Source organism: Dryocola boscaweniae (assembly GCF_025215095.1).
GTDB lineage: Bacteria > Pseudomonadota > Gammaproteobacteria > Enterobacterales > Enterobacteriaceae > Dryocola > Dryocola boscaweniae.
In genome coordinates this window covers 73,595-100,362 of record NZ_JALHAP010000069.1, presented here as the reverse complement: position 1 = coordinate 100,362, position 26,768 = coordinate 73,595, and the positions used below count along the sequence as shown (strand labels likewise).

Sequence of the window (26,768 nt, the reverse complement as noted above, 5' to 3'; positions counted from 1 at the left end):
TCGTGTCTGCTCAGGGAAAAAGCCTTGCGGCTATCACCCACGTCTGCGAGCGTGGTTTTATTCACCGGAACGCTTAAGGGTTCCTTTACGCTCAACGTTATTGTATTTTTATTCACAATTACTGCATGAATATTGATACTATCCTAACCTAAGGCCTGTCAACAGTGAAGATGAAATTACCTCCTTTTATCGAGATTTACCGCGCATTGATCGCGACTCCCTCCATCAGTGCGACCGACAGCGCGTTGGATCAAAGCAATGAGTCTTTAATCAATTTGCTGGCGGGATGGTTCCGCGACCTGGGTTTTAACGTCGAAGTACAGCCCGTACCCGGCACCCGCAATAAATTTAATATGCTGGCGAGCACCGGTTCTGGCGCGGGTGGACTGCTGCTGGCGGGTCATACCGATACCGTACCGTTTGACGATGGCCGCTGGACGCGCGATCCCTTCACCCTGACAGAACATGAAAATAAGCTGTACGGTCTTGGCACCGCTGACATGAAAGGCTTCTTCGCCTTTATTCTTGACGCGTTGCGTGACGTTGACGTGACCACGCTGAAAAAGCCTCTTTATATTCTGGCCACCGCCGATGAGGAAACCACCATGGCGGGCGCGCGTTATTTCTCTGAAACCACAACTTTACGCCCGGACTGCGCGATCATCGGCGAACCAACCTCCTTGCAACCGGTACGTGCGCATAAAGGACATATTTCTAATGCGATTCGTATTCTCGGCCAGTCTGGTCACTCAAGCGATCCTGCACGGGGCGTCAACGCCATCGAACTGATGCATGATGCGATCGGCCATATCATGTCCTTGAAAAACACGTTGAAAGACCGTTATCACCACGATGCCTTTACCGTGCCTTATCCAACGTTAAACCTGGGGCACATCAACGGCGGCGATGCGGCAAACCGTATTTGCGCCTGCTGCGAACTGCACATGGATATCCGTCCGCTGCCGGGCCTGACATTAAACGATCTGAATGGTTTACTGAATGAAGCGCTGGAGCCGGTCAGCCAACGTTGGCCAGGCCGCCTGACAATTTCTGAACTCCATCCGCCGATTCCGGGCTACGAATGCGCTGAAGATCATCAACTGGTGCAGGTAGTTGAGAAACTGCTTGGGGCGCAAACCGAAGTGGTGAACTACTGCACCGAAGCGCCTTTTATCCAGACCATTTGTCCAACGCTTGTGCTGGGACCGGGCTCAATTAACCAGGCTCATCAGCCGGATGAATATATCGAAACCCGTTTTATTGAGCCGACTCGCAAGCTTATCACTCAGGTCATAAATCATTTTTGCTGGCATTGAAAAATAGCGGAAATCGGGGTTTTCGCCCCTTTTTCCGCTGCTTTTTTGTGGATTCTTATAAGAAAAGCTTATGCGCAAACTTGGTAATTAAATTTCATGAATTTGCGCCATTTACTCGTTTGCTGAAACGATTTCGTAGCAATTGACGAACGCGGTGAGACGTGGCTTTATAAAAGACGGTGTTGAACCTTCACGGGTGAAATTAAGTTACAAATTAGATTGGGTGTCTGGGGTCATATGAACGAACAGTATTCCGCTTTGCGAAGTAATGTCAGTATGCTCGGCAAGTTGCTCGGGGATACCATCAAGGATGCATTAGGTGAAAACATTCTTGACCGGGTAGAAACAATCCGCAAATTGTCAAAGTCTTCACGGGCGGGCAATGAAGCAAATCGTCAGGAGTTGCTAACCACGTTACAGAACCTGTCTAACGACGAACTACTTCCGGTAGCCCGTGCGTTCAGTCAGTTCCTGAATCTGGCCAACACCGCCGAGCAGTATCACAGCATTTCCGCTAACGGCGAGGCCGCCAGCAATCCCGAAGTTATCGCTAAAACCCTCCAAAAATTAAAAGAACAGCCGGATATTAGCGAAACCGCCATTCGTGATGCCGTGGAATCCCTCTCCCTGGAACTTGTGCTGACAGCACACCCGACCGAGATCACCCGTCGCACCTTGATTCACAAGCTGGTTGAAGTAAACAGTTGTCTGAAACAGCTCGACCATAGCGATATCGCGGACTATGAACGCAACCAGATTATGCGCCGTCTGCGTCAACTGGTGGCGCAGGCGTGGCATACCGACGAAATCCGTAAGCATCGCCCTTCTCCGGTTGATGAGGCTAAATGGGGTTTTGCGGTAGTCGAAAACAGCCTTTGGGAAGGCGTACCGAACTACCTGCGCGAGCTGAACGAACAGCTTGAAGCAAACCTGGACTATAAACTGCCGGTTGACTTCGTACCGGTACGTTTCACCTCCTGGATGGGCGGCGACCGCGACGGCAACCCGAACGTAACAGCCGATATTACGCGCCACGTGCTGCTGCTTAGCCGCTGGAAAGCCACCGACCTGTTCCTGCGCGATATTCAGGTGCTGATTTCCGAACTTTCAATGGTGGAATGCACGCCGGAACTGAGCGAGCTGGCGGGCCCGGATGCCGCGCAGGAACCGTATCGCTGCATCATGAAAGGCCTGCGCCAGCAGTTGCTGTCGACCCAGGCCTGGCTGGAAGCGCGCCTGAAAGGCCAGCGTCTGCCAAAACCAGAAGGTTTGCTGACCCAGAACGAACAGCTTTGGGGACCGCTCTATGCCTGTTACGAATCGCTGCAGGCTTGCGGCATGGGCATCATCGCCAACGGTCAGTTGCTGGACACTCTGCGCCGCGTGAAGAGCTTCGGCGTGCCGCTGGTACGCATTGACGTTCGCCAGGAAAGCACCCGTCATACCGAAGCGCTGGGCGAAATGACCCGCTATCTCGGCATTGGCGACTATGAAAGCTGGTCAGAAGCCGACAAACAGGCCTTCCTGATCCGTGAACTGAACTCCAAACGCCCGTTACTGCCGCGCCAGTGGGAACCGAGCGAAGACACTCGCGAAGTGCTGGAAACCTGCAAAGTGGTTGCCGAAGCGCCTCGTGGATCTATCGCCGCCTATGTGATTTCCATGGCAAAAACGCCGTCTGACGTGCTGGCAGTACATCTTCTGCTAAAAGAAGCCGGCTGCACGTTCGCGTTGCCGGTCGCTCCGCTGTTTGAAACGCTCGATGACCTGAACAACGCCGACGACGTTATGACCCAGTTGTTGAACATCGACTGGTATCGCGGCTTTATCCAGGGCAAACAGATGGTCATGATTGGCTATTCTGATTCCGCGAAAGACGCAGGCGTGATGGCCGCTTCCTGGGCGCAGTACCAGGCGCAGGACGCTCTGATCAAAACCTGTGAAAAAGCCGGTATCACCCTGACGCTGTTCCATGGACGCGGCGGCTCCATTGGCCGTGGCGGCGCGCCTGCGCATGCAGCGCTCCTGTCTCAGCCACCGGGAAGCCTGAAAGGCGGCCTGCGCGTGACCGAACAGGGTGAAATGATTCGCTTCAAATACGGTCTGCCGGAAATCACCATCAGCAGCCTTTCTCTCTACACCAGCGCGATCCTGGAAGCTAACCTGCTGCCGCCGCCGGAACCGAAGAAAGAGTGGAAACATATCATGGAGGAGCTGTCAGCCACCTCCTGCGATATGTATCGCAGTTATATCCGTGAAAACAAAGATTTCGTGCCCTATTTCCGTTCTGCAACACCTGAACTTGAACTGGGTAAATTACCGCTCGGTTCACGCCCGGCAAAACGTCGTCCGAACGGCGGCGTTGAGTCGCTACGCGCCATCCCGTGGATCTTTGCCTGGACGCAGAACCGCCTGATGCTGCCAGCCTGGCTGGGCGCCGGCGCCGCGCTGCAAAAAGTGGTGGAAAATGGCAAACAGGATGAGCTGGAAACCATGTGTCGCGACTGGCCGTTTTTCTCCACGCGCCTTGGTATGCTTGAGATGGTATTTGCTAAAGCTGACCTGTGGCTGGCGGAATACTACGATCAGCGTCTGGTGAAGCCAGAATTGTGGAAGCTGGGCAAACAGCTTCGCGACCAGTTGGAAGCCGACATCAAAGTGGTGCTGGATATCGCCAACGATTCACACCTGATGGAAGACTTGCCGTGGATAGCCGAGTCCATCACTCTGCGTAACATCTATACCGACCCGCTGAACGTTCTGCAGGCTGAATTACTGCACCGCTCACGTCAGTCGGAAGAGAAAGGTGAAGAGCCGGATGCCCGCGTTGAGCAGGCGCTGATGGTGACTATCGCCGGCGTCGCTGCCGGGATGCGTAACACCGGTTAACCACCGTATTTTGTATAAACAAAAACCCCGCTCATGCGGGGTTTCTTTTTACTGCCTTAACGGCTTTTATAACCCAGGACGAACGCCCAGAGTATGGCAAATCGCATAACTCATCTCCGCGCGGTTTAGCGTATAGAAGTGGAAATCCTTCACGCCTTCACGGCTAAGGATTTTTACCATGTCCATCGCAATATTTGCGCCGACCATTTTGCGGGTTTCCGCATCATCATCCAGCCCTTCAAACATTTGCGCCATCCAGTGCGGAACGCGCACGTTAGTCATGGTGGCAAATTTATGCGCCTGCTTGTAGTTACTGACCGGCAGGATACCCGGCACGATTTCAACATCAATCCCTGTGGCCACGCAGCGGTCGCGGAAACGCAGATAGCTTTCCACATCGAAGAAGAACTGGGTGATAGCGCGATTCGCGCCCGCATCAATTTTGCGCTTCAGATTGATAAGATCGGCCTGAGCGCTCTTCGCTTCCGGATGGACTTCCGGATAGGCTGCAACGGAAATATCAAAGTCGCCCACCTCTTTAAGCAGGGTAACCAGATCGGAGGCGTACATGTCCGGCTTGCCACCATTGGGGGGTAAATCCCCGCGCAGGGCGACGATATGACGGATACCGTTATTCCAGTAGTCCTGGGCGATGGTACGCAGTTCGTCGCGGGTGGCGTCGATACAGGTCAGATGCGGCGCCGCTTCCAGCCCGGTACGATCTTTGATCCCTTTGATAATGCTATGGGTGCGATCGCGCTCACCGGAGTTTGCCCCGTAGGTGACGGAGACAAATTTAGGTTTCAGGCTGCTAAGCCTGTCAATTGAGCTCCACAGGGTCTGTTCCATTTCACTGGTACGCGGCGGGAAAAACTCAAAGGAAACGTTAATTTGCCCGGCGACTTCGGCCAGACTCTGATTCAGTGCTTCCCGCTGGTTGGCGTGAAAAAAGCTCATACCCTTACCTCATCAATCGCATTTGTAATAATGTGTTGTTGTGTTTGACTGCTGTCCAGACGTTTAGACGTCCAGATAGCAAGATGAAGGAAAAGGGACAGGCCGTCAACTGAAAAATCACGACGAGAACTGAGGAATTCTCACCCAACTTGAATTTTATTCAAGGTCGTAAGATTGCCAACAAAAAGGCCAGCTAACGCTGGCTTTCTGACAAATCACTTTCAGGCGATTTAAAGCAATTGCGCCAGGCGGTTCAGGTCCGACTGAATGGCTCCGGCAGTGACGTCACGGCCAGCGCCTGGTCCACGGATAACCAATGGGTTATCGCGATACCAGCGGCTTTCAATGGCGAACACGTTATCGCACGGCAACAGCGCCGCCAGAGGATGTTCAGGGCGAACCGCCTCCACGCCAACGCGCGCCTTGCCATTCGCATCAAAGCGGGCCACGTAACGCAGGAGCAATCCCATTTCCTGCGCGGCTTCAAAACGCTGCGCCATCTGTTCGTTGAGCGCTTCGCCGTTCTCAAAGAAGTGGTCCACCGAACCTTCTTCACAGCCATGTGGCACTAGCGACTCCACGCGAACCTGATCGGGCTCGATGTCATAACCGGCTTCACGAGCAAGGATCACCAGCTTGCGCATGACATCTTTGCCGGAAAGATCGACCCGGGGATCGGGCTCCGTCAGTCCTTGCTGCCAGGCCTGATCGACCAGATCGGTAAACGGCACCGTGCCGTCAAATTGCAGGAACAGCCAGGAAAGCGTACCGGAGAAAATGCCGCTAATAGCCAGAATCGCATCGCCGCTGTCTCGCAGGTCGCGCACGGTGTGGTTGACCGGTAAACCAGCTCCTACGGTCGCGTTGTACAGCCAGTGGCGGCCTGTTTTTTCAAACGCGTCGCGGATTTGGCGGTACTTTTGCCCGTTGCCAGCACCCGCCAGCTTATTAGCGCTGATGACATGGAAACCGTGGCTTGCGAAATCAAGATACTGATCGGCGAGCTGCTCGCTTGCCGTCACATCCAGCACCACTAAATCATCGTACGGGTGCGCGCGCATCCACAGGAAAAGGGATTCTTCATCCTGCTCTACCGCTTCATCATTAAAAAATGCCAGTGAGCGGCTGGCATCAAGCCCTTCATAATTCAGCAAACTGCGGCGGCTATCCACCACACCCGCAAGGATAAATTCAAAACCGGTGCGGGCGGAGAGCGTTTCCTGTTCGCGGGCAAACAGTTCAAGCCAGCGAGAACCAATATTGCCTTTGCCAAACAGCACCAGGCCGACACGTTTTTCCGCACGGAACAACGATTTATGCAAACCCTGAATCAGGTTTACCGTCGGGCCACCTCGCAGAACGGCAACCATGCTGATGCCATCTTCGGATTGCCAGATAAATTCAACCGGGTGGTCTTTCAACTGCTGCCAGAAACGATGGCTATGCAAAGGATTACGACAAACGCCAGCGCCTACCATCGCCACCAGCGCTAAGCCTTCGCGCAGACGTAATTCACCCGGCAGTTCCGCATCCTGCAGAATTTGCAGCGCGCTGTTCACTACTTCGGAGGTATAACAAAGCTGCAGCAGATTACGATCGGGATGCACGCCGATGGACAAAGGACGAACCTGCGCGCGTTTAAGCAGCGTATCCAGCTCTTTCTGCGCCAGTTTGAAATCCTGCTGCGGGGCGACCTGGAACTCAATCAGGCAGACGTCATCGTGACTGGTGACAATACGCGCGCCGGTGCCGGAAGCCAGCACGCGTTCAATTCGCGTTGAGCCTTGTTCCGGGGAGTAGCTGCAACGCAATTGCAGATCGATATCGCTGCCGGAGACCGGCTGCAGCGTACGTGCGTGCAGCACCGGAGCGGCAAGGCGCGCCAGTTCGCTGGCTTCGTCGAGGCGCAGCAGAGGCAGCAGGCAGGCATCTTTTACTTTACGTGGATCGGCGCTGTAAACCCCGGCCACGTCGCTCCAGATAGTCACGCGGGAAACGCCCGCCAGCGCACCGATTTGTGTTGCGGAATAGTCAGAGCCGTTACGTCCCAGCAGCACGGTTTCACCGGCATCGTTGCGGCAGATAAACCCGGTAACCACCAAACGCTTATGTGGATGCTGCGCCATAAGCTGTTGCAGCAGCGGCCAGGAAAGGCCTTCATTAACCTGTGGCTGAGCCGCTCGCTCGGCGCGCATAAATTCACGCGCATCAAGCCAGGCGGCTTCAATACCTTGCTGATTCAGCACCGCAGACATCAGACGTGCGGACCAGATTTCACCGTGACCAACCACTTCGGCATACACTGCCTCTGTGATTTTGCCATCCAGCAAACCGGCCAAACGCTCCAGATCGTGAATAAATTCACCGATTAAACCATCCGCAACGTCAGGTGGAACCAGCCCGCTGATTAACTCGCTTTGATAGCGACGCAGCGCCTGCTGAACCTGATGCGCGGATAGCCGATCGCTTTGACTCAACTGGAGCCAGTTGATCAACTGGTTAGTGGTGCTGCCAGCGGCAGAAACCACCATCAGGTCGCCCGGCCGGGAATACTCGGTCATGATACCTGCCACGCGCAGATAACATTTCACATCTGCAAGACTACTACCGCCAAACTTATGCAGTTGACGAACCGGCGTCCCTGCTGGTGCTGAAACACTCATGCTTACCCCTCTCTTGCCACCCGGAAGGCATTTTCCAGATCGGCAATTAAATCTTCGCCATCTTCAATACCGGTAGACACACGCAGTAATGTTTCGGAAATGCCAGCCGCAGCTCGCGCTTCCGGCGCCATGCCCGCATGGGTCATGGTTGCCGCGTGAGAAATCAGGCTTTCCACCCCACCCAGCGATTCCGCTAACGTGAAGAGCGACAGCCCGCTCAGGAAACGACGCAGCGTCTGCTCGTCCCCATCCAGTTCAAAACTTAACATCGCGCCAAAACCTTTCTGCTGACGGGCAGCGATCTCGTGCCCCTGGTTTTCTGGCAGCGATGGATGATACAGCTTTTTCACCAGCGGTTGTGTTTTCAGGAAATCGACAATTAGCTGTGCATTACGTTGAGCAACTTCCATACGCGGCGACAAGGTGCGTAGACCGCGCAGCAGGAGGTAGCTGTCAAACGCGCTCCCGGTTACGCCGATATTATTCGCCCACCACGCAAGCTCGGTGACCGTATCGGCATCTTTAGCAATCACCACACCCGCCACCACATCAGAGTGACCGTTTAAATATTTGGTGCAGGAATGCAAAACCAGATCGGCCCCCAGCGCCAGCGGATTTTGCAACGCCGGGCTCAGGAAGGTGTTATCCACCACGCTTATCGCTCCGGCAGCTCGTGCCGCGGTGCATATTTTCGCAATATCTACCACGCGCAACAATGGGTTGCTTGGACTTTCTACCAGCACCAGCTTCGGTTTTTCGGCCAGGGCCGCATTTAAAGCAGCTTCATCGCCCTGATCGACAAATAAAACACGGTACGCGCCGCGTTTTGCCAGGCTATCAAACAGGCGATAGCTGCCGCCATAGCAATCATGAGGAGCAACAAGCAGGTCGCCAGGCTTCAGGAATACCGTAGTCACGAGATGAATGGCCGACATGCCGGTATTCGTCATCACTGCGCCCGCACCGCCTTCCAGTTCCGCCAGCGCACGCTGTACGACATCGCGCGTAGGGTTGCCGCGACGCGAATAATCATGCTCGCGCGGTTCATTAAACCCCGTAAAGTTATAGGTGCTGGAAAGATGAATGGGCGGAACAACACAGCCGTATTGTTCGTCATCATTCAAACCGCTGCGTACTGCGATGGTTGCCTGTTTGCGCGTCATTGTTTCCCTAATCCTTGCTGGTCGAATAAAGGTCAGGCATCAGAGTAAACATTGCAAAGATGGACGTCAATACATCTGGACATCTAAACTTCTTTGCGTATAGATTGAGCAAACGCGAAATAGCCGTTAAAATTATATGCTTTAGCGTGATAGCGTCGCAGACTGCGCAGGTGTCTGGGCTGTACACTAAGACAGATAATCGCTGAAATCGTGCCTCGCCCGGTTTAAGCATGTTTAATTGATAAGAGGATTAAAGGTATCTCATGGCTGAATGGAGCGGCGAATATATCAGCCCTTACGCTGAGCACGGGAAGAAGAGTGAACAAGTAAAGAAAATTACGGTTTCCATTCCTCTGAAGGTGTTAAAAATCCTCACCGATGAGCGCACCCGTCGCCAGGTGAACAACCTGCGCCACGCAACAAACAGTGAACTGCTGTGTGAGGCTTTTCTGCACGCGTTTACTGGCCAACCTCTGCCGAACGATGCGGATCTGCGCAAAGAGCGCAGTGATGAAATTCCGGAAGAGGCGAAGGTGATCATGCGCGAACTGGGGATTGACCCGGATACGTGGGAATACTAATTCCGATCGTCATTTTTCAGGCTGCAGGGATGTTGACTGCAGCTCGATGCTAACGGTTATAAAAGTAACGGATACAAAAAAGGCGCCCTTGGGCGCCTTTCTCTTTCAAGCTGCGAAACTTATTTTTTCGCGCCTGGTACGCTGAAACGCTTGTTGAAGCGGTCAACACGGCCACCGGTCGCAACATCACGCTGTTTACCAGTGTAGAACGGGTGGCATTCGCCACAAACGTCCAGGTTCAGATCGTGACCCGCAGTAGAGCGGATTTTGATAGAATTACCGCAAGAACAGTTTGCAGTAATTACGTCATATTTAGGGTGGATATCTTTTTTCATGGAAAACCTCAGGTCTAAGGCCGCGTCGCTCTTCCAGCCCTAACGCCAGACACCACGCGATGTTAATAAAGTAGGTTTATTCGAAGCCAAAACTGCGCATCAAAGGCGGCGAATCATACAGAATACTACCGATGCATGCAAACTGATCCGCAATTTCGCGAACACACAGTGTACACTATCTCGTCTTTTTTATCAGCCCGGATGCTTTCATGCCTGTCGCTCACGTCGCCCTGCCGGTTCCACTTGCCCGTACTTTTGACTATCTGATCCCTGCTGGCATGCAGGTAGCGGCGGGCTGTCGCATCATGGTGCCGTTTGGCAAACGCGAAGCCGTGGGGATTGTGGTATCCGTTAGCGAAAAAAGCGAACTGCCGCTCAGCGATTTAAAACCCGTGGCTGATGTGCTGGATGGCGCTTCCTTGTTCCCCCCTTCTTTATGGCGCGTTTTGCTGTGGGCAAAAGATTATTACCACCATCCTGTTGGCGATGTGCTGTTTCATGCTTTGCCGATTTTGCTGCGTCAGGGAAAACCCGCCCATCACGCGCCGCTTTGGTACTGGTTCGCCACGGATGAAGGTAAGGCTATCGATCTTAATAGCCTTAAACGCGCGCCTAAACAGCAGCAGGCGCTGGCGGCAGTACGGCAAAAAAACATCTGGCGCCATCAGGTCAGCGAGATGGATATCAGCGAACAAGGCTTGCAGGCGCTGCGCGCTAAAGGGCTATGCGATTTGAAAAGCGCGGCCCCGGCCACAACCGACTGGCGAGACGACTATTCTGTTGCGGGCGAGCGCTTACGTCTGAACACCGAACAAGCCACGGCGGTGGGCGCCATTCATAGCGCGGCGGATCATTTTTCCGCCTGGCTGCTGGCGGGAATTACCGGCTCGGGCAAAACCGAAGTCTATCTGAGCGTGCTTGAAAACGTCCTCGCGCAGGGCAAACAGGCGCTGGTACTGGTGCCTGAAATCGGCCTTACGCCGCAAACTATCGCCCGTTTCCGCGAGCGTTTTAACGCGCCGGTAGAAGTCCTGCACTCCGGGCTGAACGACAGCGAACGTCTGGCCGTGTGGCTGAAAGCGCGCAGCGGGGAAGCTGCCATTGTTATCGGCACTCGCTCTTCTCTTTTCACGCCTTTCTGCCGACTTGGCGTCATCGTCATCGATGAAGAGCACGACAGCTCTTACAAGCAGCAGGAAGGCTGGCGCTATCACGCTCGTGATTTAGCGGTTTACCGCGCTCACGCGGAAGATATTCCGATTATCCTCGGCTCGGCAACGCCCGCTCTGGAAACGTTGCATAACGTGCAGGTAGGCAAATATCGCCAGCTACGCCTGACTAAACGCGCCGGGAATGCGCGCCCGGCTTTACAGCAGGTAATGGATTTAAAAGGCCAGCCGCTAAAATCTGGTCTTGCCCCCGCGCTGATTCAGAAAATGGGTCAGCATTTAAAGGCCGATAATCAGGTGATACTTTTTCTGAATCGCCGCGGTTTCGCCCCTGCTCTTTTGTGCCATGAATGTGGATGGATAGCGGAATGCCCGCGCTGCGACCACTATTTCACCCTCCATCAGGGGCAGCGCCAACTGCGTTGCCACCACTGCGACAGCCAGCGAGCCATCCCTAATCAGTGTCCGGGGTGCGGTTCAACCAACCTGGTACCGGTGGGGATGGGCACGGAGCAGCTTGAACAAAGCCTGGAGCCGCTATTCCCCGGCGTGCCGCTTTCACGTATCGACCGCGACACCACCAGCCGCAAAGGCGCGCTTGAACAGCATCTGGCGGAGGTTCATCGCGGCGGCGCACGTATTCTGATTGGCACACAGATGCTGGCGAAAGGCCACCATTTCCCTGACGTCACGCTGGTCACGCTGCTGGATGTCGACGGCGCGCTTTTCTCCGCAGATTTTCGCGCAGCCGAACGTTTCGCCCAGCTTTACGTTCAGGTTTCAGGACGTGCAGGCCGCGCGGGTAAGCAGGGTGAAGTGGTGCTGCAAACTCACCATCCTGAGCATCCATTACTGCAAACTTTACTGGCCCAGGGCTACGATGCGTTCGCAAGCCAGGCGCTGGTAGAACGCCAGACGGTATTTTTACCGCCGTTCACCAGCCACGTTATCTTCCGTGCAGAAGATCAAAATAACCAACAGGCGCCGCTTTTCCTGCAACAGCTTCGCAATTTGCTGGAATCCAGCCCGCTGCGCGATGAACAATTGTGGATCATGGGGCCGGTGCCTTCGCTCCAGCCAAAACGCGGGGGCCGATTCCGCTGGCAAATTCTTCTCCAGCACCCGTCACGCGCCCGATTGCAGCGCCTGATAAGCCACTCTCTGACGCTGGTAAATACCCTTCCTGAATCGCGGAAAGTGAAATGGATGCTGGACGTCGATCCGATTGAGGGCTAGCACATCACCAACTGGTTATGCGAAGCGGATCGAAAAATTATGTACCCGTCACATTTTTGATGAAATTTCTGTAACAGGCGGCAGCAATATTCTGCTAAGAATGTGAACACGATCAGACATAAAGGACGTGTCATGGCCTGCGGAGTGCGAGCGAGGAGAAGAAGTTGAAGCCGAAGAACCAGGTTGCTAACGCAACCATGAAAGATGTTGCCGTACAGGCGAAAGTCTCAACGGCAACGGTATCCCGTGCATTGATGAACCCGGATAAGGTTTCACAAAGCACGCGCAGCCGGGTAGAACAGGCTGCAATAGAAGTGGGTTACTTGCCTCATTCGTTAGGCCGCAACGCGAAGCGTAACGAATCGCGCACGATTCTGGTGATTGTTCCCGATATCTGCGATCCGTTCTTCAGCGAGATTATTCGCGGCATTGAAGTCACCGCAGCCAAACAAGGTTATCTGGTTCTGATCGGCGACTGCGCCCATCAGAACCAGCAGGAAAAAACGTTTATCGATCTGATCATAACGAAACAAATTGACGGCATGTTACTGCTTGGCTCGCGCCTGCCGTTTGACGCAAGCCTTGAAGAGCAAAGAAATTTGCCGCCAATGGTCATGGCCAACGAGTTTGCGCCGGAGCTGGAACTGCCGACCGTTCATATCGACAATCTCACCGCTGCGTTTAACGCGGTTTATTATTTGCAGCAGTTGGGCCATGAAAGGATTGCCTGTATTGCCGGGCCGGAAGAGATGCCGCTTTGCCATTACCGTCTGCAGGGGTACGTTCAGGCCTTGCGTCGGACAGGAATGACTGTCGATCCGCATTACATCGCGCGCGGTGATTTTACTTTTGAGGCCGGCGCGGCAGCCCTTGCGCAGCTTTTATCACTCCCCGTACCGCCTACTGCGGTCTTTTGCCACAGTGACGTTATGGCTCTGGGCGCGCTTTCGCAGGCTAAACGCAGCGGGCTGCGCATACCGGAAGATTTATCCATCATGGGTTTCGATGACATTGCGTTATCACAATTTTGTGATCCACCGCTCACCACTGTCCAGCAACCGCGTTTCGATATCGGGCGGGAAGCTATGTTGTTGTTATTAGATCAGTTGCACGGTGAAATCGTTAGCAGCGGATCGCGCTTGCTGGACTGCGACCTCATTGAGCGAGGAAGTACCAGCGCGCCAGGCTTGAGAAAATGAACCGCTTTAGGACTCCCTCATCTGGTCAAAGGGGCGCCCCTTAAGTAACATGGCGGGCTGACAAACGAATAAATACAGCGAATCGATAGTGGCACAAAGAGATTATGTACGCCGCGGGCAATCGGCAGGGACACGGCGCAAAAAGAGTAATTCCCGCAAAAAGCAACGTAACCTGCCATCCGTCTCGCCGACAATGGTCGCCATTGCGGCCGCCGTTCTGGTGACCTTTATTGGTGCTCTGTACTTCATTACCCATCATAAAAAAGAGGAAAGTGAAGTCCTGCCGGGCCATAAAGTGACCGGAAATGGTCTTCCGCCAAAGCCTGAAGAACGCTGGCGCTACATCAAAGAGCTGGAAAATCGCCAGCCTGGCGTGCGCAGTCCAACCGAGCCTACTGCCGGCGGAGAAGTGCAAAATAAAGACCAGCTCACTAATGAACAGCGTCAGCTCCTTGAGCAGATGCAGGCGGATATGCGCCAGCAGCCCACTCAATTGAATGAAGTGCCGTGGAACGAACAAACCCCGGCCCAGCGCCAACAAACGTTGCAGCGTCAGAAGCAATTACAACAGCAAGTACAGCAGCAGACTCAGCAACAGCAGTGGAACACGCAACAGCAACAGCCTCGCGTGCAGCAGCGCGTAACCGAGCAGCCTTATCAGCAGCCGCGTACGGTGCAACAAACGCAGCAGCAGTCACGACCTGTTCAACAACAGCAGCAAACGCGCACGACGACAGCTCCTCAGCCGTATCAGGATCTGCTGCAAACGCCGCCGCATAACGCTCAGCAGCGTGCTCCTGCGCAAACTACGCAGCCTCGTGAGCAGGTTCAGACGCAGCCAAAAGCGGCACCGGTTACTCGTGAACCTGAAGCAGCCAAACCTGCTCCAGCCACTCAGGAGAAAAAGGATGAAAAACGCTGGATGGTTCAGTGCGGTTCATTCAAAGGTAGCGAGCAGGCCGAAACGGTCCGCGCGCAGCTTGCTTTTGAGGGCTTTGATTCACGTATTACCACCAACAACGGCTGGAATCGCGTGGTGATTGGCCCAATCAAAGGCAAAGACAATGCCGATGGCACCCTTAACCGCCTGAAGATGGCTGGTCACTCTAACTGCATTCGTCTCGGCGGGGGTTGAAACCCCCAAAAACTCCCCCATCTATAATTGCATTCAGCCCCAAACACGGTTTGGGGCACGTATTTAGCTGATGCAATAAGGGGTCTGCTCGTGACAACAATAGTAAGTGTGCGCCGCAATGGCCATGTCGTAATCGGTGGTGATGGTCAGGCCACGCTCGGCAATACCGTAATGAAAGGCAACGTGAAAAAAGTTCGTCGCCTCTATAACGACAAAGTCATCGCGGGCTTTGCGGGCGGCACAGCCGACGCCTTCACTCTGTTTGAACTCTTTGAACGCAAGCTCGAAATGCATCAGGGTCACCTGGTTAAAGCCGCCGTTGAGCTGGCTAAAGACTGGCGCACCGATCGCATGCTGCGCAAGCTTGAAGCGCTGCTGGCCGTAGCCGATGAAAATGCTTCACTGATCATCACCGGTAACGGCGACGTTATTCAGCCAGAAGATGACCTGATTGCCATCGGTTCCGGTGGCCCGTACGCGCAGGCTGCTGCCCGTGCCCTGCTGGAAAACACCGAGCTGGGCGCGCGCGACATCGTTGAGAAATCGCTGGGGATCGCCGGTGATATCTGCATCTACACCAACCATTTCCATACTATCGAAGAATTAGCGTCTAAGGCGTAAGGATCCCCCATGTCTGAAATGACTCCACGCGAAATTGTCAGCGAACTGAACAAACACATCATTGGCCAGGACAACGCCAAGCGTTCCGTGGCGATTGCGCTGCGTAACCGCTGGCGCCGTATGCAGCTTGACGAAGAGCTGCGCCATGAAGTGACGCCGAAAAATATTCTGATGATCGGCCCGACCGGCGTCGGTAAAACCGAAATCGCACGCCGTCTGGCGAAGCTTGCCAATGCGCCGTTTATTAAAGTCGAAGCCACCAAGTTCACCGAAGTGGGCTATGTCGGTAAGGAAGTTGACTCTATCATCCGCGATCTGACCGATTCTGCGATGAAAATGGTGCGTTTACAGTCCATCGAGAAAAACCGCTATCGCGCCGAAGAAATGGCGGAAGAACGTATTCTTGACGTGCTGATCCCGCCTGCCAAAAACAACTGGGGCCAGTCCGAAACGGTGCCGGAGCCGTCTGCGGCTCGCCAGTCATTCCGCAAAAAACTGCGTGAAGGCCAACTGGACGATAAAGAAATCGAAATCGATCTGGCGGCAGCGCCGATGGGCGTCGAAATCATGGCGCCTCCAGGCATGGAAGAAATGACCAGCCAGTTGCAGTCCATGTTCCAGAACCTGGGCGGCCAGAAGCAGAAGCCGCGCAAGTTGAAAATCAAAGACGCAATGAAACTTCTCATTGAAGAAGAAGCGGCAAAGCTTGTAAACCCGGAAGAGCTGAAACAAGACGCCATTGATGCGGTTGAACAGCACGGTATCGTGTTCATTGACGAAATCGACAAAATCTGTAAGCGCGGCGGCAACAGCTCCGGCCCGGACGTTTCCCGTGAAGGCGTGCAGCGCGACCTGCTGCCGCTGGTTGAAGGCTGCACCGTTTCCACCAAGCACGGCATGGTTAAAACTGACCATATCCTGTTTATCGCTTCTGGCGCATTCCAGGTGGCAAGCCCGTCCGATCTGATTCCGGAATTGCAGGGTCGTCTGCCGATTCGCGTTGAGTTGCAGGCGCTGACCGTAGAAGATTTCGAACGCATTCTGACGGAGCCAAACGCTTCTATCACCGTGCAATACAAGGCGTTGATGGGTACGGAAGGCGTGAATATCGACTTCACCGAAGACGGTATTCGCCGTATCGCTCAGGCCGCATGGCAGGTGAATGAATCTACTGAAAATATCGGCGCGCGTCGCCTGCATACCGTGCTCGAACGTCTGGTGGAAGATATTTCTTACGAAGCCAGCGATCTGAGCGGTCAGTCCATTGTTATTGATGCTGATTACGTAAGTAAGCATCTGGATGAACTGGTAGCAGATGAAGACTTGAGCCGTTTTATCCTATAATCGCGCCCAACGTATTTTCTTCATTTCAAATGGAGGGCTTATGCCCTCCATTTTTTTATCACTGGCACCTATAACTATGAACGATTCGCACTCTGTAAGCATCACGAGGGCCTGGCTGGAAAGCCTGCGACCACGCACCCTGCCGCTGGCTTTTGCCTCTATCGTCTGCGGTTCAGCGCTGGCGTACTGGCAAGGGGTATTCGATCCCGCAGTGGCCGGGCTTGCGCTGCTGACGGCGGGGCTGTTGCAAATCCTCTCTAACCTCGCGAATGATTATGGCGATGCGGTAAAAGGCAGCGATAAAGAAGACCGCATTGGTCCTTTACGCGGTATGCAAAAAGGGGTAATTACCCAGGCGCAAATGAAGCGCGCGCTGATTATTACCGTTGTGCTTATTTGTCTGTCCGGGCTGGCGCTGGTGGCCGTTGCCTGCCGCACCCCGGCCGATTTCTTCGGTTTTCTCATGCTCGGCCTGATTGCCATTATCGCAGCAATTACCTATACAGTCGGCACTCGTCCGTATGGATATATGGGGCTGGGCGATATTTCCGTGCTGGTCTTTTTCGGCTGGTTGAGCGTGGCGGGAAGCTGGTATTTACAGGCTCATACGCTCGTACCCCTGGTTTTCCTGCCCGCTACCGCTTGTGGTTTGTTGGCAACAGCCGTTTTAAATATCAACAACCTGCGCGATATCGATAGCGATCGAGAGAACGGTAAAAACACGCTGGCGGTGCGTCTGGGGCCGGTTCTGGCTCGCCGCTATCATGTTTGCCTGCTGATGGGGGCGCTGTTGTGTCTGGCAATCTTTAATCTGGTTTGGCTGAAAAGCCTGTGGGGATGGCTGTTTGTGCTGGCGGCGCCGCTTCTCATTAAACAGGCGATTTACGTCACGCGTGAAAAGGAACCCACCGCTATCCGCCCGATGCTTGAGCGTACGGTGAAAGCGGCACTGCTGATTAACCTGTTGTTTGCGATAGGAGTTGTGCTCAGCAAGGCGCATTTTTAGCTGATAAATATCAATTAACAATTGATGATTTTGCCAACAGTTAACATTAAGCGATATACTGACAACTCCTGCAGCAACAGAACTTAAATCCTATGAAATATGATACTTCCGAGCTTTGCGACATCTACCAGGAAGATGTCAACGTCGTTGAACCGCTGTTTTCCAACTTTGGTGGGCGGTCGTCGTTTGGCGGGCAAATCATGACGGTGAAATGTTTCGAGGACAACGGGTTGCTGTACGATCTGCTCGAACAGAATGGCCGTGGCCGTGTTTTGCTGGTCGATGGCGGCGGCTCAGTACGCCGTGCCCTTATTGATGCCGAGCTGGCTCGTCTGGCTACGCAAAACGAATGGGAAGGCATTGTTGTCTATGGCGCGGTCCGTCAGGTGGACGACCTCGAAGATTTGGATATCGGTATTCAGGCCATCGCCGCGATTCCTGTTGGTTCTACGGGCGAAGGTATCGGTGAAAGCGATGTGCGAGTTAACTTTGGCGGCGTGACGTTCTTCTCCGGCGATCATCTTTACGCGGACAATACCGGCATTATCCTTTCCGAAGATCCGCTTGATATCGAATAATCAGATTTACCATGCAAAACGGGCGCCTGAAGGGCGCCCGTTTTATTTCAGCCTGTCGCTTACACTTCTTCCATCTTACCCAGCAGCGCGTGCAGGCGTTCCTGCCAGACATGCTGTTGTTCTTTCAGAGAGTTGTTCTCACGGACCAGCTCTTCATGATTGCCTTGCGCCTGCTGCACTTCCTGGGCCAGGCTATTGTTTTTCTCTTTCAGCTCTTCGATTTCCATCTGCAACAACGTGATAGTGTCAATCGCCTGCTGTACTTTCGATTCCAGTTTCTCAAAAACTTCAAATGACATGTCAAATCTCTCCTGAATTGCAAGGCGTTGATGGATGGCTATCCTCGTCCCGGAGCTTCCGGCGACGCCTTTGTGAACATATGCGCACCACGCAGCGTTTCCCCGATTGTAAGTAGCGCCGCACCGCGTGTCCAGCGGCTTCCCGCGCTCTTTGCGTAACATGACGTTTTTCAGCTTATGCCGAAAGACTGCGGGCGACTTAACCGGTAATTGTTAAATAACCTGTTACCCAAACGAATCCATTCCCCCAACGATACTGGGTGTTAATGCTCACTTTTGGCTCGTAAACGCTCATTTTGTTGACGAAAGCCACAAATTTAGCGTTCGATATTTCTCGTTTATGTTCGTTAACGATAAATTAACACCATGCCTACATGGCATAAGGGTGGCAAGGACGCTCAAATCACAATAATCATTAATTTTGCCTTCAGGACCCTATTATGAGTCAGACAGCTTCACCAACCTTAAAAGGCCAGTGCATCGCAGAATTTATGGGTACCGCGCTGTTGATTTTCTTCGGTGTGGGATGTGTGGCCGCATTAAAAGTGGCAGGCGCAAGCTTCGGACAGTGGGAAATCAGCATCATTTGGGGCTTAGGGGTGGCGATGGCCATTTACCTGACCGCCGGCGTTTCTGGTGCGCATCTCAATCCTGCCGTCACGGTTGCACTATGGTTGTTCGCCTGCTTTGACAAACGCAAAGTGGCGCCGTTTATTGTCTCCCAGATCGCAGGCGCCTTCTGCGCCGCAGCGCTGGTATACGGCTTGTATTACAATTTGTTCCTGGATTACGAACAGACCCATCACATGGTGCGCGGCAGCGTGGAAAGCCTGGAATTAGCCGGCATTTTCTCCACTTATCCAAACCCGCACATTAATCTTGTGCAGGCTTTTGCCGTAGAAATGGTCATTACCGCCATTCTGATGGGCGTGATTCTGGCGCTGACCGACGACGGCAACGGCATCCCGCGCGGGCCGCTTGCTCCCCTGCTGATTGGTTTATTAATCGCCGTGATTGGCGCATCAATGGGCCCACTGACCGGCTTTGCCATGAACCCGGCTCGTGATTTTGGCCCGAAACTGTTCGCCTGGCTGGCCGGCTGGGGCGACGTTGCCTTTACCGGCGGCAAAAATATTCCTTATTTCCTGGTGCCTGTTTTTGGCCCGCTAACCGGTGCTGCGTTAGGCGCATTCGGGTATCGTAAATTGATTGGTCGCCATTTGCCGTGTGACGTTTGCGAAGACATTGAAGAGAAAACGTCGGGCGCTTCCACACAGCAAAATGCATCTTAAGCAACACTGACTTCGGGACAAGTTTATGACCACAGAAAAAAAGTACATCGTCGCGCTCGACCAGGGCACCACCAGCTCCCGTGCCGTCGTTCTGGATCATGACGCCAATATCATCAGCGTGTCGCAGCGTGAATTTGAGCAGATCTATCCAAAGCCTGGCTGGGTTGAGCATGACCCAATGGAAATCTGGGCGACCCAAAGCTCCACGCTGGTGGAGGTGCTGGCGAAAGCAGATATTAATTCCGATCAGATTGCAGCAATCGGCATCACTAACCAGCGCGAAACCACCGTTGTCTGGGAGCGTGAAACCGGAAAGCCGATATATAACGCCATCGTCTGGCAGTGCCGTCGTACCGCTGAGATCTGCGAGAAACTCAAACGCGACGGCATGGAAGAGTATATTCGCCACAATACTGGCCTGGTCATCGACCCGTATTTCTCCGGCACCAAAGTAAAATGGATCCTCGACCATGTAGAAGGTTCACGCGAGCGCGCTCGCCGTGGCGAACTGCTTTTCGGCACCATTGATACCTGGCTTATCTGGAAAATGACTCAGGGACGCGTGCACGTAACCGATTACACCAACGCTTCCCGTACCATGCTGTTCAATATCCATGAGCTGGACTGGGATGATCGCATGCTGGAAGCGCTGGATATCCCACGCGCCATGCTGCCGGACGTGCGCAAATCATCCGAAGTTTACGGCCAGACGAATATCGGCGGTAAAGGCGGCACGCGTATTCCTATCGCTGGTATCGCAGGCGACCAGCAGGCTGCGCTGTTCGGCCAGCTTTGCGTGAAAGAAGGCATGGCGAAAAACACCTACGGCACCGGCTGCTTTATGCTGATGAATACCGGCGAAAAAGCCGTTGCCTCAAGCCACGGCCTGCTGACAACTATCGCCTGCGGTCCACGAGGTGAAGTGAACTATGCCCTGGAAGGCGCGGTGTTTATGGCTGGCGCCTCGATTCAGTGGTTGCGCGATGAAATGAAGCTCATTAGCGATGCGTTTGATTCTGAATACTTCGCCACTAAGGTAAAAGATACTAACGGCGTGTACGTAGTTCCGGCATTTACCGGCCTCGGCGCGCCTTACTGGGATCCGTACGCGCGCGGCGCAATCTTCGGCCTGACGCGTGGAGTGAATTCAAACCACATCATCCGCGCTACGCTGGAATCCATCGCTTATCAAACCCGCGATGTGCTCGAAGCGATGCAGGCAGATTCAGGTATTCGGCTGCATGCCTTACGCGTGGATGGCGGTGCGGTTGCCAACAATTTCCTGATGCAGTTCCAGTCCGATATTCTCGGCACCCGCGTTGAGCGTCCTGAAGTGCGTGAAGTGACGGCTCTGGGCGCCGCTTATCTGGCAGGACTGGCAGTTGGCTTCTGGCAGAATTTAGACGAAGTGAGCGAGAAGGCCGTTATCGAGAAAGAGTTCCGCCCGGGCATCGAAACCACCGAGCGTAATTTCCGTTACGCAGGCTGGAAAAAAGCGGTTAAACGCGCCCTTGCATGGGAAGAACACGACGAATCCTGATTGCTTTACCTGGCCCCTGACGGGGCCATTTTTATACCCTTCTCAAGTTCCGGGCTTTCCCGGCTATTTCTCGCCTGTGCTACACTCCGTCGCAATTAAGCTTGCCAGATGAGTATGTGATGAAACGAGAACTTGCGATCGAATTTTCCCGGGTAACCGAAGCCGCGGCGCTGGCTGGTTATAAATGGCTTGGCCGTGGCGACAAAAATATCGCTGACGGCGCGGCCGTTCACGCCATGCGAATCGTGCTAAATCAGGTCAATATCGACGGCCAGATTGTGATTGGCGAAGGAGAAATCGACGAAGCGCCGATGCTTTATATCGGCGAAAAAGTGGGAACCGGGCAAGGCGACGCGGTGGATATCGCTGTTGACCCAATCGAAGGTACCCGCATGACGGCGATGGGCCAGGCCAACGCGCTGGCGGTACTGGCTGTTGGCGATAAAGGCAGCTTCCTGAACGCGCCTGATATGTATATGGAAAAGCTGATTGTCGGCCCTGGCGCGCGAGGCGTTATCGATCTTAACCTGCCGCTTGCGCAAAATTTGCATAACGTTGCCGTTGCGCTTAATAAGTCGCTCAGCGAACTCACCGTCACCATCCTTGCTAAACCACGCCACGAAGCAACTATTGCTGAAATGCAGAAACTTGGCGTGCGCGTTTTCGCTATTCCTGACGGCGATGTCGCGGCGTCGATTCTGACCTGCATGCCGGACAGCGAAGTAGACGTAATGTACGGCATCGGTGGCGCGCCTGAAGGCGTAATTTCCGCAGCGGTAATCCGCGCGCTGGACGGCGATATGCAAAGCCGTCTGTTGGCCCGACATCATGTGAAAGGCGAAAGCGAAGAAAACCGCCGCATTGGTGAGCAGGAACTGGCGCGCTGCAAAGCGATGGGCATTGAAGCAGGAAAAGTTCTGAAGCTGGACGACATGGCGCGCAACGATAACGTTATCTTTTCAGCGACCGGCATCACCAAAGGCGATCTGCTCGACGGCATCACGCGTAAAGGCAATATGGCGACGACGGAAACGCTGCTGATTCGCGGTAAATCCCGCACCATTCGCCGCATCAAATCCATTCATTATCTTGATCGTAAAGACCCGGACGTGCAGACCCATATTCTGTAAGGCTGCCGTTTGTCTGATTGAGCTTTCCAGCCCGTACCGGCTGGAAATCTTTCACTATTCTGGTGAAGATAAGGCAAGAGCAACAACAGGAGCGCAACATGGCGGATTGGATAAAAGGTAAAGTCACTCAGGTTCAACACTGGACCGATTCTCTTTTTAGCCTCACGGTTCAGGCTCCTGTCGCCCCGTTTACCGCCGGGCAGTTTACTAAGCTTGGCCTGGAAATTGACGGTGAGCGCGTGCAGCGCGCCTACTCTTATGTCAACGCGCCAGGCAATCCCGATCTCGAATTTTATCTGGTCAACGTGCCGGAAGGTAAACTCAGCCCGCGTCTGCACGTTATGCAACCCGGTGACGAAGTGATGGTGGTGCGTGAGCCCGCCGGGTTCTTTGTTCTGGAAGAAATCCCGGACTGTAAGACGCTGTGGATGCTGGCAACCGGTACCGCGCTTGGCCCTTATCTTTCGATTCTGCAGGAAGGCAAAGACCTCGAGCGCTTCGAGAATATTGTGCTGTTGCACGCCGTGCGCTATGCCAATGACCTTAGCTATCTGCCGTTAATGCAGCAGCTTCAGCAGCGCTATGCTGGGAAGTTACGTATTCAGACGGTGGTCAGCCGGGAAACCATCGCCGGTTCACTGACCGGGCGCGTGCCTGCGTTAATTGAAAGCGGTGAGCTGGAAGCGGCGGTTGGATTGCCGATGGACATTGAAACCAGCCATGTCATGCTGTGCGGCAACCCACAAATGGTGCGTGATACCCAGCAATTGCTGAAGGATACCCGGCAGATGACCAAACATTTACGTCGTCGTCCGGGCCATATGACCGCAGAGCACTACTGGTAAACTCAGCGGTATTTTACTTCACTTGTATCTTTGCCAAACCTGTTTTCGCCCTGGGTGCCGACAAACGCGCCCAGGTCCATAATCATCATCACCAGAATCAGCGTCGGGATAAAACGCCCTAACCCCCACTGCGCTACGCTGCCGAAAACTTCCCAGTTGCCAGCCAGAAGTAGCCATGCCGGAATAAACAGCAACGCCCACCAGCCTTTTTTATTACGATCGTGCAGGCGTTTAACAATGACCGCTGCCGTAGGAATCAACGACCCGCACAAAAAGAAGCCAGCGGTCGAATAAGGCATAATTTTTGCCCCGGCCAGGGTAAACAAAATCGCCAGTCCAGCAATCCAGACGCCAATCCAAATCCAGAAATCGCGACGCCCGATGCGCCCTTTAAAAGAGAACAGCCAAAGCTGTATGGTCATGGTAAGGTCCTTATTAAACTTATGCGGCGTAGTGTACCCTGGCTATGCCGGGTTTTGACAAGCCAACAGATTGCCGATTTAATCACTGCAATGAATGTTCTGGAGAAGCTGTTGATGAAATATCTGCTCTGCGCCCTTGCGCTGTTCACGCTACCTGTTGCGGTGAGCCGGGCAGATCCACCTTCAGACACGCCGGCCACCTTACCTGCAGCGCCTTATTTACTGCCAGGATCGCCCACTTTCGATCTGACGATTACGCAGTTCCGCGAAAAATTTAATATTGATAATCCAAAGCTGCCTATCGGTGAGTTTCGCGCTATCGACTCCAGCCGTGACAAGGCTAATCTGACGCGAGCGGCCAGCAAGATTAACGAAAATCTCTATGCTTCTACAGCGCTCGAGCGCGGCACGCTGAAAATCAAATCTATCCAGATGACCTGGTTGCCGATTCAAGGGCCGGAGCAGAAAGCAGCGCGCGCGAAAGCAACGGAATATATGGCGGCCCTGCTGCGCAGCCTCACCCCTACGTTTTCTCAACAGCAAAGCCAGGAAAGACTGAACAAATTACTGAGCGCCGGGAAAAATAAACGCTACTTCGCACAGACCGAAGGGGCCATTCGCTATGTGGTGGCAGATAACGGCGAAAAGGGGCTAACTTTTGCTGTTGAACCGATTAAGCTAGCGCTTTCTGAAACCTTAAACAACGGTGAATAAATGACAAAAAGCAAAGCCTTTCACCTGTTGAGTCTCTATACTGTTTCACAGACCACGCTGCCCTGAAGGCAGCGATTCTTTTATTTGATTGACCGCGTGGAGAATTAAAATGCGACATCCTTTAGTGATGGGTAACTGGAAACTCAACGGCAGCAAGCAGATGGTTAACGAGTTGATTGCTGGCCTGCGTAAAGAACTGGCCGGTGTTGATGGTTGTGGCGTAGCTATTGCCCCGCCAACCATGTACCTGGACCTGGCAAAACACGCTGCTTCCGGTAGCCACATTGTTCTTGGTGCTCAGAACGTTGACGTAAACCTTTCTGGTGCGTTTACCGGCGAAGTTTCCGCTGAAATGCTCAAAGATATCGGTGCTAAATACATCATCATCGGTCACTCCGAGCGTCGTACTTATCACGCTGAATCTGACGAACTGATTGCGAAGAAATTCGCAGTGCTTAAAGATGTCGGCCTGACCCCGGTTCTGTGCATCGGCGAAACCGAAGCAGAAAACGAAGCGGGCAAAACTGAAGAAGTTTGCGCTCGTCAGATCGATGCCGTTCTGAAAACTCAGGGTGCTGCGGCTTTCGAAGGCGTGGTTATTGCTTACGAACCCGTTTGGGCAATCGGTACTGGCAAATCAGCAACGCCTGCTCAGGCTCAGGCCGTTCACAAATTCATTCGCGATCACATCGCTAAAGCCGATGCGAAAGTGGCTGAACAAGTTATCATCCAGTACGGCGGTTCCGTAAACGATAAAAACGCAGCCGAGCTGTTTGCTCAGCCGGACATCGACGGCGCGCTGGTTGGCGGCGCCTCCCTGAAAGCAGACGCTTTCGCGGTTATCGTTAAAGCTGCGGCTGAAGCGAAAAAAGCGTAAGTCACGCACGATGATTAAAAAGCCCCAAACGGGGCTTTTTTTATAGCTGGCCCAATAGCCGGAACCAGCCGTAATCCAGCGGCATTAGTATTACAAACGTCACCACCGCTAATGCCAGACAAAGCTTTAAACCGGCCTTTGCAGGCACCTGCCCTAACGCCATGGCCACCACAATCGGCGATGCCATATACGGTAACAGCGGCGTTGAATAGCCGAGCACCTGCACCATAATTACCGATAACAGCGGGAAGCCGGTCGCCTGTGAGAAGCTTTCGGCAAGCGTCGTGTATAGCGCAGGCACGCCGTTCGCCGTAACGATGAAGTTCAGCAGGCTGGTTATGCCCGTCAGAGCGACAAAGCTGGTAAAAGGGCTACCAGGATCAAGCGGCATCACGGCGAGTAATTTCTCGCCCATCACGCTGCCTAACCCGGTTTCCGTTACCGTGGAAGCCAGAGCCAGTATTCCCGCCACATAGAAGCAGGTGCGCACATTAACCCCGCTTGCAAATTCTTCGCTGGTAATAAAACCCACTCGCGGCAGCAGCGTAATACAGGCGGCGACAAGCCCCACCCAGGCCGGGCCAATGCCATGCAGGCTTTCACTGACCCAAAGTCCCAATACCGCCGCAAGCAGCCATGCCAGGCGTTTTTCATCGCCGCTCATCGGGCCGGGATGTTCTGTCGCCTTCGGCGCGTGAGGTTTTCCAGGAAAGAGCCAGCAAATCAGGCCGATTAGCGCCAGTCCTTTTAACATTCCCAGCACCGGCGTGTGCAGCCAAAGATAAGGCAGATAGTTAAGATGGATACCGTAAGAGCCTTCTGCCGCGCCGCTCATGACCAGATTAGGCACGTTGGCGGGCAGAATGGTGGCCGAAAGCTGGAAGGTGCCAAAACCGACCGCCAGCGCCAGGCCAAACCAGGCACGAGATCCATCCGCAATGCCGGAGCGTTTCGCCATCGCCGCCACAATGGGCATCAACAATGCGATACGCCCCATGTTTGAAGGCATCACAAAAGCGAGCGCATAGCTGAGTAACACGACGCTGGCGACCATCCGCACCCAGGAATCCGTCAGGTTTGCAGAAATCACTCTTGCTGCCCGGTCAGCAAGGCCAGTTTTGCGAATAGCAATTCCCAGAACAAACCCGCTGAAGACTAACCAAAACGCTGAGGAGGCAAATCCGCTGAAAATAACTTCCGCAGGCGCAATTTTTGCCACCATTGCCGCGGCAAAAAACAGCAGCGCGGTGAGATATTCAGGCAGGGCGGAGGTTGCCCAAAAAATGATGGTGACAAGGATAATCAGAGTGGGGAGAAACAAGGGGTGAATAAACCAGTTCGACATACCTGTCTCCGGTAGATTTTTTCAGCAGTCTACGGCGGAGCTGCGGTAATGTAAAATTTGTTGATAATTGCTCGCATTTAAAACATGAAGAGAAACGGCCCCGTTGGGCCGT

General features: G+C 53.8%; 23 protein-coding genes. 16 read left to right on the top strand and 7 right to left on the bottom strand.

The window, feature by feature from the left end:
• Positions 1 to 164: 164 nt before the first annotated feature.
• A complete protein-coding gene (argE, locus tag MUA00_RS03420; RefSeq protein WP_271121635.1) occupies positions 165 to 1,316 on the top strand; it encodes an acetylornithine deacetylase in 1,152 nt (383 codons plus the stop codon).
• Positions 1,317 to 1,553: 237 nt separating this feature from the next.
• Positions 1,554 to 4,205, top strand: a complete 2,652-nt coding sequence (gene ppc / locus MUA00_RS03415) for a phosphoenolpyruvate carboxylase (RefSeq protein ID WP_271121636.1) — start codon at positions 1,554 to 1,556, stop codon at positions 4,203 to 4,205.
• A 66-nt stretch (positions 4,206 to 4,271) separates the two neighbouring features.
• Here the strand turns inward: ppc and metF are convergent, their stop codons facing one another.
• From metF to metB, 3 genes are all read right to left on the bottom strand, one after another.
• Positions 4,272 to 5,162, bottom strand: coding sequence for a methylenetetrahydrofolate reductase (gene metF, locus MUA00_RS03410; protein WP_271121637.1), 891 nt, complete (start codon positions 5,160 to 5,162; stop codon positions 4,272 to 4,274).
• Between the two features lie 230 nt (positions 5,163 to 5,392).
• Positions 5,393 to 7,825: a bifunctional aspartate kinase/homoserine dehydrogenase II gene (locus MUA00_RS03405; protein ID WP_271121638.1), complete on the bottom strand. Its 2,433-nt coding sequence runs from the start codon at positions 7,823 to 7,825 to the stop codon at positions 5,393 to 5,395.
• Positions 7,826 to 7,827: 2 nt separating this feature from the next.
• Positions 7,828 to 8,988 (bottom strand): cystathionine gamma-synthase, encoded by a 1,161-nt coding sequence (metB, locus tag MUA00_RS03400; protein WP_271121639.1) that lies wholly within the window; start codon positions 8,986 to 8,988, stop codon positions 7,828 to 7,830.
• Between the two features lie 263 nt (positions 8,989 to 9,251).
• On the opposite strand from metB, the gene metJ reads away from it, so the two are divergent.
• Complete coding sequence (gene metJ, locus MUA00_RS03395) at positions 9,252 to 9,569, top strand: met regulon transcriptional regulator MetJ (RefSeq protein WP_031523354.1); 318 nt, start codon at positions 9,252 to 9,254, stop codon at positions 9,567 to 9,569.
• 119 nt (positions 9,570 to 9,688) lie between these two features.
• Here metJ and rpmE read toward each other — a convergent pair whose 3' ends face one another.
• Positions 9,689 to 9,904 (bottom strand): 50S ribosomal protein L31, encoded by a 216-nt coding sequence (gene rpmE, locus MUA00_RS03390; protein WP_167614712.1) that lies wholly within the window; start codon positions 9,902 to 9,904, stop codon positions 9,689 to 9,691.
• A gap of 209 nt (positions 9,905 to 10,113) precedes the next feature.
• Here rpmE and priA point away from each other — a divergent pair, with 209 nt between their 5' ends.
• From priA to rraA, 7 genes are all read left to right on the top strand, one after another.
• Positions 10,114 to 12,309, top strand: a complete 2,196-nt coding sequence (priA, locus tag MUA00_RS03385) for a primosomal protein N' (protein WP_271121640.1) — start codon at positions 10,114 to 10,116, stop codon at positions 12,307 to 12,309.
• Positions 12,310 to 12,473: 164 nt separating this feature from the next.
• Positions 12,474 to 13,508 (top strand): DNA-binding transcriptional regulator CytR, encoded by a 1,035-nt coding sequence (cytR, locus tag MUA00_RS03380; protein WP_271121641.1) that lies wholly within the window; start codon positions 12,474 to 12,476, stop codon positions 13,506 to 13,508.
• Positions 13,509 to 13,596: 88 nt separating this feature from the next.
• On the top strand, positions 13,597 to 14,643 hold the full coding sequence (gene ftsN, locus MUA00_RS03375; RefSeq protein WP_271121642.1) for a cell division protein FtsN: 1,047 nt from the start codon (positions 13,597 to 13,599) through the stop codon (positions 14,641 to 14,643).
• Positions 14,644 to 14,733: 90 nt separating this feature from the next.
• Positions 14,734 to 15,264: an ATP-dependent protease subunit HslV gene (gene hslV / locus MUA00_RS03370; RefSeq protein WP_034461419.1), complete on the top strand. Its 531-nt coding sequence runs from the start codon at positions 14,734 to 14,736 to the stop codon at positions 15,262 to 15,264.
• A 9-nt stretch (positions 15,265 to 15,273) separates the two neighbouring features.
• The gene (hslU, locus tag MUA00_RS03365) at positions 15,274 to 16,608 is read left to right on the top strand and encodes an HslU--HslV peptidase ATPase subunit (protein ID WP_271121643.1); all 1,335 of its coding nucleotides are present in this window, start codon (positions 15,274 to 15,276) and stop codon (positions 16,606 to 16,608) included.
• A gap of 76 nt (positions 16,609 to 16,684) precedes the next feature.
• Positions 16,685 to 17,614, top strand: coding sequence for a 1,4-dihydroxy-2-naphthoate polyprenyltransferase (menA, locus tag MUA00_RS03360; protein WP_271121644.1), 930 nt, complete (start codon positions 16,685 to 16,687; stop codon positions 17,612 to 17,614).
• Positions 17,615 to 17,706: 92 nt separating this feature from the next.
• The gene (gene rraA, locus MUA00_RS03355) at positions 17,707 to 18,192 is read left to right on the top strand and encodes a ribonuclease E activity regulator RraA (RefSeq protein WP_271121645.1); all 486 of its coding nucleotides are present in this window, start codon (positions 17,707 to 17,709) and stop codon (positions 18,190 to 18,192) included.
• A gap of 59 nt (positions 18,193 to 18,251) precedes the next feature.
• Here rraA and zapB read toward each other — a convergent pair whose 3' ends face one another.
• Positions 18,252 to 18,491 carry a septal ring assembly protein ZapB gene (gene zapB, locus MUA00_RS03350; protein ID WP_121266187.1) on the bottom strand — a complete coding sequence of 80 codons (240 nt, stop codon included), beginning with the start codon at positions 18,489 to 18,491 and terminating at the stop codon, positions 18,252 to 18,254.
• 440 nt (positions 18,492 to 18,931) lie between these two features.
• Between zapB and MUA00_RS03345 the strand changes: the two genes are divergently transcribed.
• The 4 genes from MUA00_RS03345 to fpr all read left to right on the top strand — a co-directional run bounded on the left by MUA00_RS03345 (position 18,932) and on the right by fpr (position 23,298).
• Complete coding sequence (locus tag MUA00_RS03345; RefSeq protein WP_271121646.1) at positions 18,932 to 19,783, top strand: MIP/aquaporin family protein; 852 nt, start codon at positions 18,932 to 18,934, stop codon at positions 19,781 to 19,783.
• 25 nt (positions 19,784 to 19,808) lie between these two features.
• Positions 19,809 to 21,323, top strand: a complete 1,515-nt coding sequence (gene glpK, locus MUA00_RS03340) for a glycerol kinase GlpK (protein WP_271121647.1) — start codon at positions 19,809 to 19,811, stop codon at positions 21,321 to 21,323.
• Between the two features lie 119 nt (positions 21,324 to 21,442).
• Positions 21,443 to 22,453, top strand: coding sequence for a class II fructose-bisphosphatase (glpX, locus tag MUA00_RS03335; protein WP_271121648.1), 1,011 nt, complete (start codon positions 21,443 to 21,445; stop codon positions 22,451 to 22,453).
• Positions 22,454 to 22,551: 98 nt separating this feature from the next.
• Positions 22,552 to 23,298, top strand: a complete 747-nt coding sequence (gene fpr / locus MUA00_RS03330; protein WP_271121649.1) for a ferredoxin--NADP(+) reductase — start codon at positions 22,552 to 22,554, stop codon at positions 23,296 to 23,298.
• 2 nt (positions 23,299 to 23,300) lie between these two features.
• Here the strand turns inward: fpr and MUA00_RS03325 are convergent, their stop codons facing one another.
• Positions 23,301 to 23,720 carry a DUF805 domain-containing protein gene (locus MUA00_RS03325; RefSeq protein ID WP_271121650.1) on the bottom strand — a complete coding sequence of 140 codons (420 nt, stop codon included), beginning with the start codon at positions 23,718 to 23,720 and terminating at the stop codon, positions 23,301 to 23,303.
• Between the two features lie 114 nt (positions 23,721 to 23,834).
• Here MUA00_RS03325 and MUA00_RS03320 point away from each other — a divergent pair, with 114 nt between their 5' ends.
• Together MUA00_RS03320 and tpiA are read left to right on the top strand one after the other, a co-directional pair.
• Positions 23,835 to 24,434, top strand: coding sequence for a YiiQ family protein (locus MUA00_RS03320; RefSeq protein WP_271121651.1), 600 nt, complete (start codon positions 23,835 to 23,837; stop codon positions 24,432 to 24,434).
• Between the two features lie 109 nt (positions 24,435 to 24,543).
• Positions 24,544 to 25,311: a triose-phosphate isomerase gene (gene tpiA, locus MUA00_RS03315; RefSeq protein ID WP_271121652.1), complete on the top strand. Its 768-nt coding sequence runs from the start codon at positions 24,544 to 24,546 to the stop codon at positions 25,309 to 25,311.
• 40 nt (positions 25,312 to 25,351) lie between these two features.
• Here tpiA and MUA00_RS03310 read toward each other — a convergent pair whose 3' ends face one another.
• Positions 25,352 to 26,656 carry an SLC13 family permease gene (locus MUA00_RS03310; RefSeq protein WP_271121653.1) on the bottom strand — a complete coding sequence of 435 codons (1,305 nt, stop codon included), beginning with the start codon at positions 26,654 to 26,656 and terminating at the stop codon, positions 25,352 to 25,354.
• Between the last annotated feature and the right edge of the window lie 112 nt (positions 26,657 to 26,768).